Here is a 12,130-nt window from a genome sequence, read left to right on the forward strand (position 1 = left end):
TGAGGTTATCGGGATGGGTTTGTAGCAGAGTGATCTGCTTTTGTTCAATGTATTTAAACGCATCAAGGTGGGTTGGGCCAATCCAGCTCTATTTTTTCTTAAGTTCGACGATTTCTCCGACCTCAATATTTTCTTCGCTGTTTTTGCCAAAATTACGCCCCAGGTGTACAAATTCTATACAAAAAGACGCATTTATTATCTGATTGCTTCGTTTTTTTATAGGGAATTTCTTATTTTTGATTGGGTCCGAGCTAAATAATATTTAACTTGTTATTTTTTTAGGAAGGAGAATTTAATGCTCGGTGTACAAAATAGCCAATTTCGAAGTCCTCCCCAGTATTCAAGCACAGATAGTTTAGCTCAACCCAATAATAGGCAAAATAACCACGAAATGCACCGTACGTTTTCGTCTGTAGGTCCTGGCTCACAGGCTCAGAATTATCCTAACGTAAATCGAAGACAAGCACATAATATAGCTGGGAATAACGCCAGTCAATTTCCAGGATATGGTTTTAATGTATCTCCTGTTATCAATCCTGAGGCTGCTTTTTTAAGTAACTTTGGGGCTGAGTCTTTGCATGAATCTGAAACTATTTTTTTGAGTAAGCTGGTTAATTCTCTATCTCAAGGCGTCGAATTAAAATCACTTAATTCAATTTTGGACTATAGACTTAATTTTCTTGTGGAGCGTGGTAGGCCAAACCAAGAGGTGCTTTCCCTAATATATGCTATCGATGTACTAATAAATAAACCTCGGGTAGGAAGAGATGGTTTTGTTAATAACGATACATTTCCTGAGTTGAAAAATAGATTCAATTCTCTTAACTCTGAAAATAAATCCAGAAAAAATGATCTAAAAAAAGCTCTGCGGAGAAACGTTGATTCCGTAATATTTAGGCTTAATATTTCTGCCTTAAATGAGAAATCTGATGTCCCTCGTGATACATTGGTTAAACGTGTAAATAAGACACTGAATGATAAAAAAGCCCATCGTTATCGTTCATGGATGAAGAAATTAAAAGCATCTCAAGTTCAGGGTGAAGAAAGTGTAAAAAACGGATGTAAAACAAAATTTAAGAGACTTTTTCGTTCTCTGAGTTCGTTTTTTTGTGAATCAGATAAGTGCTATGAGACGCGTCAGAAGGTAGCAGCTAAGCTTCAACAAGATCACGAAGATTGGAGACTTCCACTGCATATCCTGAGCAAGCAGGAAAACGTACGGCCTGAAGAAATGAAAAATTTCTTAAAAAGCTCGCAGAAAGCACAGGATTGGTATGAGCAATCATGCAGCGAAACGCGCAATAGCGCATCTCGCGCTATTGGAAATATTAATCTTGCGTATAGTGATGTAATTAATCGATTAAATAATTTATCCAATAATTTATCAGCAGAGCCTAGAAATTATAAGGAGTTTGACAAATTTAAGTCCGAGCTTGGTCGGAGTATAAAATCTTTAAAAAATAAGGATTTTTTGGGTAAGAAGAGCGAAAGTCACGCAATAAATGAGCTATCGGAACTTCACTCTTCATTAGAGAATATGAGGCGCCCTATTTCATCAGAGGAGATTAATAAACTTGTTCAACTTTGTGCTAATAGGTATTCTGCTTATAATGTATTGAGCGAAAAATTACAATCCAAGGAGAATTACTGGGATCTTATGTTGAATGCAGAGGATACATTCTATAAATTAGGGAGGTCTCAGCCGGAAGATATTTATTCTCGTGCTTATCAAAATTGGCGTGTCTTGACAGATTTGATGAATGGGTTATCAAAGAAATTTTAGAGAAAAAGATTTTCTAAATTTTTTATCTAATTAACTTAGTAATGGAATTATATAGTGCGACTGCATTTAAACTAGTATTTAGCAATACCTTCTGAATGTAGTCGCACCTTTCGACAATATAAATGCGTAAACTATTTATACATTAAACAAAAAATTCATCACATCCCCATCCTGCACCTTGTAATCTTTCCCCTCAGCCCGCATTTTGCCCGCTTCTTTTGCACCTTGCTCCCCCTTATACGCAATGAAATCATCAAGCGAGATCGTTTGCGCACGAATAAAGCCACGCTCAAAATCAGTGTGAATCACTCCGGCTGCTTGAGGTGCGGTATCCCCTATACGGATGGTCCAAGCACGGACTTCTTTAACGCCTGCGGTAAAATAGGTTTGTAATCCAAGTAGTTTGAAGCCGGCGCGAATCACCCGGTTGAGTCCTGGTTCATCCATCCCCATATCAGCTAAGAAGAGGGCTTTATCTTCGTCAGGCAGCTCAGAAATTTCTGCTTCAATTGCTGCACATACTGCAACGACTGGTGCTTTCTCTGATTCCGCATGCTGTTTGACCATGTCAAACAAGGGATTGTTAGCAAAGCCATCCTCTTTCACATTGGCGATATACATCGTTGGCTTAGCTGTGATTAGGCATAAGGTTTTGAGTAAGACGTGTTCATCGTCCGATAAATCAAGTGCGCGCACAGGTTTTACAGCGTCCAGCTGTTTTTGCACTTTCTCGAGCAAAATGACATACTTTGCGGCTTCCTTATCGCTACCTGATTTTGCGGCTTTTGCATAACGTGACAGCGCTTTTTCAACTGTGCCTAAATCCGCTAGCGCAAGCTCAGTATTAATCACTTCAATATCTGCTAGTGGATTAATTTGACCGGCCACATGCACCACATTCGGGTCCTCAAAGCAGCGCACAACATGGGCGATAGCGTCAGTTTCACGAATATTGGCGAGAAATTTATTGCCGAGTCCTTCGCCTTTTGAGGCGCCTGCAACTAAGCCTGCAATATCCACAAATTCAACAATCGCCGGTACTGTACGCTCTGGTTTGACAATATCGGCGAGGGCCACCAGCCGTTCATCGGGTACTTCGACTACTCCCACGTTGGCTTCGATAGTGCAAAATGGGTAGTTTTCGGCGGCAATGCCGGCTTTGGTCAGGGCGTTAAAAAGGGTTGATTTGCCGACGTTAGGCAAACCAACGATGCCGCATTTGAGACTCATGACATCCTTTCAGAGATAGGGCCGGTTTTACCGGCCAGCAACAAGAATAAATAAAATGGATGGCTATAATAGCAGGATGATCGAATCTCAAAATTTTCAGATAGCTGTAGTGGGGGGAGGGCTGGTGGGTAAAACCGCAGCTCTTGCATGTGCGCAATTGGGGTTGCGGGTCGCTTTGCTGGCTCCGGCAGTGAGTGCGCAGGCGGCTTTTAATTCCCGTGTGTATGCGCTTTCTGCAAGTGCTCAAGTTTTATTTGAGCAATTACGGATCTGGCAGGCCCTTGATCCTGCGCGCTTGACCCCCGTCTATGATATGCGCATCTATGGCGATGCGTTGGCGGAATTGCATTTTTCCGCTTTTCAGGCGCATGTGCCGCAGTTGGCCTGGATTATTGACGCCTCGTTGCTTGAGTCCGCATTGGATGTGGCGCTACGGTTTCAGCCGAATTTGGTTTGGTTAGATAGGCGCGCACATCATTTGTCAGTTTTACCTGAGCGAGCTTTGCTTGAATTAGATGATGGTCAAGTGCTGAAGACCCAACTTGTGGTTGGCGCGGATGGCGCTCAGTCGTGGGTGCGTACTCAAATGGGGGTGAAACTTGAGCGGCGCGCTTATCAGCAAATAGGCATTGTTGCTAACCTCAAGACTGAAAAGCCACACCGTGAAACGGCTTACCAATGGTTTCATAAGGGTGAAATTATGGCTTTATTGCCATTGCCGGAGAATCATGTATCGCTGGTCTGGTCAGCGCAGGAACAGCATGCTCAAGCCTTACTTGCACTCGATGAAATAGCTTTTTCGGCTGAGCTTGAAGCGGTCGTAGGAAACCGGCTTGGCGCGCTTAACTGTGTGTCTCAGAGGCAAGGTTTTCCTCTCAGTTTGCAAAAAGTTGAGCGCCTGATTGCGCCACGCGTTGCGTTAGTCGGGGACGCCGCGCATTTGATTCATCCTCTGGCGGGCCAAGGGATGAACCTTGGTTTACGCGATGTGGCGGAATTAGCTCGGGTTCTCTCGGGCAAAGAGCCCTTTCGGGATTTGGGAGACATGATGCTATTACGCCGTTATGAGCGTTCTCGGCGCGAGGATATTCGTAAATTGTCGCTTGCAACGGATAGCTTGCATCGGCTTTTCTCATGGCCGGGCGGGTTTGTGCGCGGAATACGCAACGCCGGCCTGACGTTACTCAACCAGCAATCTTTTATCAAGCGCAAATTGGTTGCCTCTGCACTGGGTTTATGAAGCCAATCCACTATACGATTATTCCTAAACATCCCACCGCGCATCTTTTTGAGGTGACGCTCACGGTGTTTGACCCTGACCCGGCAGGGCAGCGTTTTATGCTGCCCGTGTGGATTCCAGGCAGTTATAAGGTGCGTGAATTCGCGCGACATATCGTAAGATTAAAGGCGCACTCGGTAGCCACCGGGCGCCAGGTTCCGCTGCAGAAAATTGATAAGCATAACTGGCAAGCAGCGCCGCTCAAAGGGGCGTTGATACTGACGTATGAGGTGTATGCATGGGAGATGTCGGTACGTGCTGCCCATCTTGACGACACAATTGGTTTTTTTAACGGCACCAGTGTTTTTTTAGCGGTGCTTGGCCAGCAAGCCGCGCCTTGTCAGGTTGAAATAAAACCGCCGATTGGAGCTATATATCAAAACTGGCGGGTGGCGACTACGTTGGCTGAAGCAGCAGTTACCCGCCGCCATGGTTTTGGTGAATATCGCGCAGCTAATTACGATGAATTGATTGATCATCCAGTCATGTTGGGTGAGTTCGCGCTAGCGCGTTTTAACGCGCATCAGGTAGCGCATGAAGTCGTCATTGGTGGAAAGGTTCCAGCGCTTGATTTGGCGCGTTTAACCCAGGATTTGAAGCGTATCTGCGAAACCCAGATCGCGTTTTTTGAGCCACAAACAAAATGTGCGCCATTTAAGCGTTATATGTTTATGACCATGGCGCTGACGGACGGGTTCGGTGGCCTTGAACATCGGGCCTCATCAGCTTTGATTTGTAAGCGTAGTGACTTGCCAGCTATCGGGTGGGCGCCAGGCAAGCTGACAGATGGGTATCGCACTTACCTTAGTTTGTGTAGTCACGAATATTTTCATAGCTGGAATGTTAAACGGATCAAGCCAGCTACATTTGCGCCCTATGATCTTGCCCACGAAAATTACACGACATTACTCTGGTTATTTGAAGGATTCACTTCTTATTATGATGATTTAATGTTGGTACGCAGTGGGCTTATGACCATGAAGGATTATTTCGCTCTGCTCGGTAAGACCCTGGCAAGGGTGTTGCGTGGGAGTGGCAGGTTTAAGCAAAGCGTTGCTGAGAGCTCATTCGACGCTTGGACTAAATATTATATGCAAGATGAAAATGCATCTAATGCGATTGTAAGTTACTACCAAAAAGGAGCGTTGATTGCGCTGGCTTTTGATCTTGCCATCCGAGCTCAGACTGAATCGACTCAATCGCTGGACGACGTGATGCGGTTGCTATGGCAGCGCTATGGTCGGGATTTTTATCAGCACAAACCGGTGGGCATTGCTGACGATGAAATACAGGCTCTATTACATGAAGCCACGGGTGTTGATCTCTCAGAGTTGTATCAGGAAGCGGTGTATGGGACAAATGATTTGCCCCTAGCAGAGCTATTGGCGCCATTCGAGGTGACGCTTGAGGCTGATATGGCGAATAACTTGCCTTCGCTTGGTATGCGCGTGCGCGAAGGTGTGTGGGTTGAGGTTGCATATGAGGGTGGTGCGGCGCAACGAGCTGGCTTGTCAGCAGGAGATAGGTTAGTCGCGCTTGATGGCTTGCGCGTGAGCGGCAGTAATCTCGATGCGCTGCTGGCGCGCTACCAAGTAGCGGATCAGTTTGACGTGCATATTTTCCGGCGTGATGAATTGCGTTGCGTGCAGCTCACACTGGACCCGCCAGAGGTTGCAAGTTACCGGTTACATTCCTCGGAGTCGTGCAGTGAGGCGCGTAAATGGCGTGATGCATGGTTATATGAATGAGCGTACTTAAATTGACTTGCATACCCCTTAAATTTGGTTAATAATTAAACCAATTGGATTATCCTGTGAGAGGGAAAAATGGCGCATGCGCTCAATTTGAAAGAACTAAGGAACTTGGTGATGGCAATGGCAATATTTGATACTTTAAAATTTTCTAAACGCTTAAAAGAAGCGGGCGTTCCAAGTGCTCAAGCAGAGGCTGAAGCAGAGGTTTTGTCGGAGATATTTGCCGTCAATTTGCAAGAGTTGCCAACCAAAAAAGATTTGCATGCAGTTAAAGAGGAGCTGCGGCATGAGATTAGTGATTTACGTAAAGATATGGACCTCAAGTTTGAGCAAACAACATCTGCTCTTCGAGGTGAAATATCTGGTCTGCGTGATGGCCTTCGAGGCGAAATATCTAGCCTGCGAGAGGAAGCATCTAATAATAAGTTTGAGCTTCTAAAATGGTTTGTGGGAATCTCTATTGCGCAGGTTGGTTTGATTATCGGTATATTGAAATTTTTGCCGGGTAATATTTAGTCTGGCGCCGCAGTTTAGGGCAATTCAGACTAATAGGACGAATCTGCAGTTGCGGGCAGCTGCCAATTGATTGCGGGCCGCTGAGTATTGACTAAAAATTCGTTGGCGAGCTTAAAATGCTGGCAGCCGAGAAAACCTCGATGCGCAGAGAGTGGCGACGGATGAGCGGCTTCGAGGATTTTATGTTTGCTTGGATCTAGCAGTGCACGTTTGGCTTGCGCGTGTGCGCCCCAAAGTAGGAAAATCAAGCTCTCATGCTGAGCAGCAAGCTGTTGGATTAGGATATTTGTACAGGACTCCCATCCCTGTTTTGCATGACTGCCCGCGCGGCCACGTTCTACGGTTAAAACGGTATTTAATAAGAGTACGCCCTGACGTGCCCAACTCTCTAGGCAACCATGCGATGGTATTGGGTGGCCAAATTCAGCTTTGATTTCTTTGAAAATATTGCGTAATGATGGAGGAGGGCGGACGCCAGGCGGCACTGAAAATGCTAAGCCATGCGCCTGAGGAATGCTGTTTTCTTCGCCATGATATGGATCTTGGCCGATGATAACTACTTTTACCTCGTTGGGCGCGGTCAAAGTTAGTGCATGAAACACATCGTTTGGATAAATCGTCTTGCCTTGTGCGCGTTCGCCATCCACAAAACGACATAGTGCCGGATAGCTTGGGCTGACGATAAATGGCGCCAGACAAGTGCGCCAGGCAGGGGGCAGTGCGGAAAATTGGGCCGCTAATCCGGTTTCAAGTTTGACGTTCATAGAAGAAAGTTTAGAAGTCAACCCGCCTTAAAAAAATAACTGTTTAAGGGCGAGTCCGGGATTGGGTGCGCGCATTAATGCTTCACCTGTAAGGAAGGTTTGTACATTGGCGGCGCGCAGGCGAGTTACGTCAGTAGTGGATGTAATGCCCGACTCAGCGACCACTATTTTATCGGCTGGAATATGCGTTAGCAGATTGAGCGTAGTATCGAGCGTTACTTCAAAAGTGCGCAAATTACGGTTGTTAACCCCAATTAAAGGCGTGTTGAGCGTAAGCGCGTTGGCGAGCTCTTCAGGATTATGCACTTCGACCAGTACGGCAAGCCCTAACTCACCGGCTAACGCCTCAAGATCTTGCATTTGATGGGTCTCAAGTATAGCGGCGATCAGCAAAACACAGTCTGCGCCCAATGCGCGTGTTTCATATAGCTGATAAGGATCAATCATGAAATCTTTGCGTAAAACCGGCAAAGCGCAGGTATTGCGTGCGGCTTGCAGATCAGCTGTGCTACCTTGGAAAAATAATTTATCGGTGAGTACGGAGAGGCAGGCGGCGCCGTGCTGGGCATAAAGAGACGCAATATCAGCCGGGTCAAATGGCTCGCGCAAGACGCCTTTGGAAGGGCTTGCGCGCTTAATTTCGGCAATGACTGCCGCTTCACCGGCGGTATGCCGCACCTGCAACGCCTTGATAAAGTCGCGCGGCGCATCTGTGATTTGTGCTTTAGCATGTAGGCTTGCAATTGGAGTTTGGCTCTTTGCTAGGGCGACTTCTTTACGTTTGGCGGCAACGATTTGCTGCAGGATGTCATTCATTACTTTTAAGATTTAAATTGCTGTGTGTAGCGGACCAGTTCGGTAATCTTTGCCTGCGCCGCGCCGCTGACCAGCGTTTCGCGCGCAAGGTCAATGCCTGCGCCAATTGAGGGAGCTATATTCGCGGTATAAAGCGCCGCGCCAGCATTTAAGATCACGATGTTGCGAGCAGCGCCTGGCTGATTGTCGAGTGCTGCAAGCAACATGGCCTTTGAGGATTCAATATCGGTCACCTTGAGAGCTTGGCTTGATGCTAGCTGTAAACCGAAGTCCTCTGGCTGGATTTCGTACTCGCGGATAGACCCGTTGTGTAACTCGCCTACTAAAGTGGGCGCGCATAATGAGATTTCATCCATATTGTCGCGCCCGCAAACCACCAATACATGTTGTGCGCCAAGGCGTTGCATGACTCTAACTTGGATCCCTACTAAATCAGGATGAAAGACGCCCATTAACTGATTGGGGGCGTGGGCCGGATTGGTGAGCGGGCCTAGAATATTGAAGATTGTGCGCACCTTCATTTCACGGCGTAGTTGCGCCACTTTGCTCATGGCGGGATGGTGGTTGGGCGCGTACATAAAGCCAATGCCGGTTTCGGCAATACAAGCAGAGACTTGGTCTGGCTTAAGCGCGAGATTGACGCCGAGCGCTTCGAGTACATCGGCGCTACCGGATTTACTTGAAACGCCGCGATTGCCGTGTTTGGCGACTTTCGCGCCAGCAGCGGCGACCACGAACATGGCAGCGGTAGAAATATTAAAGGTGTGTAAGCCGTCGCCGCCAGTGCCTACAATATCAACAAAATGGGTAGAGTCAGCGATCTCGACATGGGCGGCGAATTCTCGCATGACCATTGCGGCGGCGGTGATTTCGCCTATGGTTTCTTTTTTGGTGCGCAGGCCGGCCAAGATGGCGGCAGTCATCAAAGGTGAAACTTCGCCACGCATAATCAAGCGCATTAGATGCAACATCTCGTCGTGGAAGATTTCGCGGTGTTCAATCGTGCGTTGCAGGGCTTCTTGTGGGGTAATACACATGATCAATTAGTGCGTTGCAGCGCTTTCCAAAAAATTTTTTAATAGGGCGTGTCCATGTTCCGTCAAAATTGATTCGGGATGAAACTGTACGCCTTCTAGGGGCAGTGTTTTATGCCTAATACCCATAATTTCTCCATCCGCTGTGGTCGCTGTGATTTCTAAGCAAGCGGGCAAGGTTGCCCGTTCCAAGGCAAGCGAATGGTAGCGCGTCACCTTAAAAGATCTGGGTAAATGCGTAAAGACGCCTTTGCCATCGGTTTCAATCTCGCTGGTTTTGCCATGCATGATGGTTTGGGCGCGGATCACCTGGCCGCCGAAGGCCGCGCCAATCGCTTGATGTCCGAGGCAAACGCCAAGAATCGGCAGCTTCCCGGTAAATTCGCGCAGTGCGGCGAGCGTGATTCCTGCGTGTTGCGGATCGCTTGGGCCGGGCGACAAACAAAGATAATTAGGCTGCAAAGCAGCGATTTCGGCAAGCGTGATTTCATCGTTGCGCACGGTGAGAACCTCTGCGCCTAACTCACTAAAATATTGCACGAGGTTGTATGTAAAGGAATCATAATTGTCGATCATCAGCAACATATTAAAATCCTAGGTCTAGTCCATCTTGCACTTGTTCAGCTGCGCGCAATACTGCGCGCGCTTTGTTTTCGGTTTCTTGCCATTCGGCTTCTGGCGCTGAATCGGCAACAATCCCGGCGGCGGCTTGGACATATAAATTTCCATTATGGATTAAGCCTGTTCGAATCGCGATAGCGAGATCCATTTCGCCGGAAAATGACATATAGCCGACCGCACCGCCATATAGGCCGCGCTTCACCGGCTCGAGCTCATCGATGAGCTCGAGCGCACGGACTTTGGGGGCTCCTGATAAGGTGCCGGCAGGAAAACTGGCGCGCAGAATATCGAAATTATCCAGCTCTGGTTTTAAATCGCCTTCGACTGAACTGACAATATGTTGCACATGTGAGTATTTTTCGATGGTCATTTGTTCGGTCACTCTGACTGAGCCGGTTTGCGCGATGCGCCCAAGATCATTGCGCGCAAGATCGATGAGCATGACATGTTCTGCAATTTCCTTGGGATCATTGAGTAATTCAGCCGCAAGCTGAGCGTCTTGCTCTGGCGTGCTGCCGCGAGGTCGTGTGCCAGCAAGCGGACGAATCGTGACTTTGTGTGCGTTACCTTGTTGTTCGCGCCGCACTAAAATTTCGGGCGAAGCGCCGACCACTTGAAACGCCCCGAAATTATAAAAATACATATAAGGCGACGGATTCAGCGAGCGCAACGCGCGATAGAGCGATAGTGGGCTATCGCGATAGGGTTTGACCAGACGTTGGCTAATTTGCACTTGCATTAGCTCACCCGCCGCGATGCATTCCTTGGCGGTACGCACGGCCTGAAGATACTCTTCTTTTTTAAACTGGCGGTAGATCTCGGTGCGCACACTGGACGATGTAATGGGCAATTGGACGGCTGTGTTGAGGCGTGTGCGTAATTCGCGCAAGCGTTGTTTGGCTTGGGTATACGCTTCTGGCATAGCTGGATTTGCGTAGACGATTAAATAAAGTTTGCCGGCCAGGTTGTCGATAACCGCGAGTTCTTCGGTCAATAGTAGTTGAATATCAGGTAAGCCAAGTTCGTCTGGCGGCGCAGTATGTTTGAGCTTTTTCTCAATATAGCGTACCGCGTCATAACCAAAATAACCGGCTAGCCCACCACAAAAGCGCGGTAGCCCAGCCCGTTGAGCTACTTTAAAGCGTTTTTGAAAAGCCGCAATAAAAGCCAGTGGATCACCTTCATGACTTTCTCTGACCACGCCGTCTTGCACAATTTCGCAACGCTCACCGAAAGCGCGCACCAGTGTATGGGCAGGCAAACCAATAAACGAATAACGGCCAAACCGTTCACCCCCGACTACCGATTCAAGTAAAAAAGAGTGCGTGCCACAGCGCTCGGTGTGCGCCAGCTTTAAATAAAGAGAAAGCGGCGTTTCCAGGTCGGCGAGTGCCTCGGCAATTAACGGAATCCGGTTGTAGCCTTGCGCGGCAAGAGATTGAAATTCAATTTCGGTCATTTTAATAACTGATTACGCATCGCGTTGATCGTGGCTCGATAATCGGGTTGCCCGAAAATCGCCGAGCCAGCGACAAAGGTATCTGCTCCTGCTGCGGCAATCGCCGCCAGGTTATCAAGCTTCACCCCACCATCTACTTGGAGTCGAATTTCGCGTCCAGTTTGAGCCGTATAGGCGTCAATCCGAGCCCGCGCGGCCTTTAATTTATTGATGGCTTCGGGAATAAAAGATTGTCCGCCAAAACCGGGGTTGACTGACATAATCAAAATCAAATCGAGTCGATCCATCAAGTGATCCAGATAATGCAGCGGGGTTGCCGGATTAAAGGCAAGCCCAGCTTGGCAGCCATGGTCTCGGATCAGGGTGAGGGTGCGATCAATATGTTCCGAAGCTTCCGGATGAAAGCTAATAATATTAGCGCCTGCTTTAGCAAAATCAGACGCCATCCGATCCGTTGGACGCACCATTAAATGAACGTCAATCGGTACCTCAGTATGGGGCCGGATGGCTGCACATACCATAGGGCCGACGGTTAAATTAGGCACATAGCGGTTATCCATGACATCGAAATGAATCCAATCAGCGCCAGCGTCCACGACTTGGCGTACCTCTTCGCCAAGGCGGGCAAAGTCGGCAGATAAGATGCTTGGGGCAATTCGGTAGTGCTTCATACAATATGAGTGTGGGTCAAAGATGGGTCAGCCAGAAAAACAACACTCAGTATTCTACCTGCCTTGGCCGATAACAATTCTAAAAGAGCGCAGATAACCTTGAGAATCAGGGTTGAGGGATGTCTACGACGCTCCTTACCTCACTCCCTCTTGAAGTTTCATCTAGAAACTTGCCGGGTTTAGCAAAGGTTGCAGCTAAACTC

The 12,130-nt window shown here is 47.8% G+C and carries 11 protein-coding genes; 4 read left to right on the plus strand and 7 right to left on the minus strand.

Going from position 1 to position 12,130, the window contains the following annotated elements; genetic code table 11:
* Positions 1 to 295: 295 nt before the first annotated feature.
* The gene (locus tag MCB1EB_RS01750) at positions 296 to 1,783 is read left to right on the plus strand and encodes a hypothetical protein (RefSeq protein WP_045363336.1); all 1,488 of its coding nucleotides are present in this window, start codon (positions 296 to 298) and stop codon (positions 1,781 to 1,783) included.
* A gap of 135 nt (positions 1,784 to 1,918) precedes the next feature.
* On the opposite strand, the gene ychF is transcribed toward MCB1EB_RS01750, so the two are convergent.
* Positions 1,919 to 3,013, minus strand: a complete 1,095-nt coding sequence (gene ychF / locus MCB1EB_RS01755) for a redox-regulated ATPase YchF (RefSeq protein WP_045363334.1) — start codon at positions 3,011 to 3,013, stop codon at positions 1,919 to 1,921.
* 76 nt (positions 3,014 to 3,089) lie between these two features.
* Between ychF and MCB1EB_RS01760 the strand changes: the two genes are divergently transcribed.
* The 3 genes from MCB1EB_RS01760 (at position 3,090) to MCB1EB_RS01770 (ending at position 6,562) form a co-directional block, all read left to right on the plus strand.
* Positions 3,090 to 4,253, plus strand: a complete 1,164-nt coding sequence (locus MCB1EB_RS01760) for a UbiH/UbiF family hydroxylase (RefSeq protein WP_126353823.1) — start codon at positions 3,090 to 3,092, stop codon at positions 4,251 to 4,253.
* Positions 4,250 to 6,040: a M61 family metallopeptidase gene (locus MCB1EB_RS01765; RefSeq protein WP_045363330.1), complete on the plus strand. Its 1,791-nt coding sequence runs from the start codon at positions 4,250 to 4,252 to the stop codon at positions 6,038 to 6,040. Before MCB1EB_RS01760 ends, MCB1EB_RS01765 begins: the two co-directional genes overlap by 4 nt.
* A 78-nt stretch (positions 6,041 to 6,118) precedes the next feature.
* Entirely contained in the window at positions 6,119 to 6,562 is a 444-nt protein-coding gene (locus MCB1EB_RS01770; protein ID WP_045363328.1) for a coiled-coil domain-containing protein, read from the plus strand.
* Positions 6,563 to 6,591: 29 nt separating this feature from the next.
* Here MCB1EB_RS01770 and MCB1EB_RS01775 read toward each other — a convergent pair whose 3' ends face one another.
* The 6 genes from MCB1EB_RS01775 to rpe are packed head-to-tail and all read right to left on the minus strand — an operon-like array spanning position 6,592 to position 11,927.
* The gene (locus MCB1EB_RS01775; RefSeq protein WP_045363326.1) at positions 6,592 to 7,326 is read right to left on the minus strand and encodes a uracil-DNA glycosylase; all 735 of its coding nucleotides are present in this window, start codon (positions 7,324 to 7,326) and stop codon (positions 6,592 to 6,594) included.
* A gap of 27 nt (positions 7,327 to 7,353) precedes the next feature.
* The gene (gene trpC, locus MCB1EB_RS01780; RefSeq protein WP_045363324.1) at positions 7,354 to 8,142 is read right to left on the minus strand and encodes an indole-3-glycerol phosphate synthase TrpC; all 789 of its coding nucleotides are present in this window, start codon (positions 8,140 to 8,142) and stop codon (positions 7,354 to 7,356) included.
* Between the two features lie 5 nt (positions 8,143 to 8,147).
* Complete coding sequence (trpD, locus tag MCB1EB_RS01785) at positions 8,148 to 9,179, minus strand: anthranilate phosphoribosyltransferase (protein ID WP_045363322.1); 1,032 nt, start codon at positions 9,177 to 9,179, stop codon at positions 8,148 to 8,150.
* A 6-nt stretch (positions 9,180 to 9,185) separates the two neighbouring features.
* Positions 9,186 to 9,761, minus strand: coding sequence for an anthranilate synthase component II (locus tag MCB1EB_RS01790; protein WP_045363317.1), 576 nt, complete (start codon positions 9,759 to 9,761; stop codon positions 9,186 to 9,188).
* A gap of 1 nt (position 9,762) precedes the next feature.
* Complete coding sequence (gene trpE, locus MCB1EB_RS01795) at positions 9,763 to 11,256, minus strand: anthranilate synthase component I (RefSeq protein ID WP_045363315.1); 1,494 nt, start codon at positions 11,254 to 11,256, stop codon at positions 9,763 to 9,765.
* Complete coding sequence (rpe, locus tag MCB1EB_RS01800; protein WP_045363313.1) at positions 11,253 to 11,927, minus strand: ribulose-phosphate 3-epimerase; 675 nt, start codon at positions 11,925 to 11,927, stop codon at positions 11,253 to 11,255. The genes trpE and rpe overlap by 4 nt, the downstream gene beginning before the upstream one ends.
* Positions 11,928 to 12,130 lie beyond the last annotated feature (203 nt).

Source organism: Mycoavidus cysteinexigens, assembly GCF_003966915.1.
GTDB classification, from domain to species: domain Bacteria; phylum Pseudomonadota; class Gammaproteobacteria; order Burkholderiales; family Burkholderiaceae; genus Mycoavidus; species Mycoavidus cysteinexigens.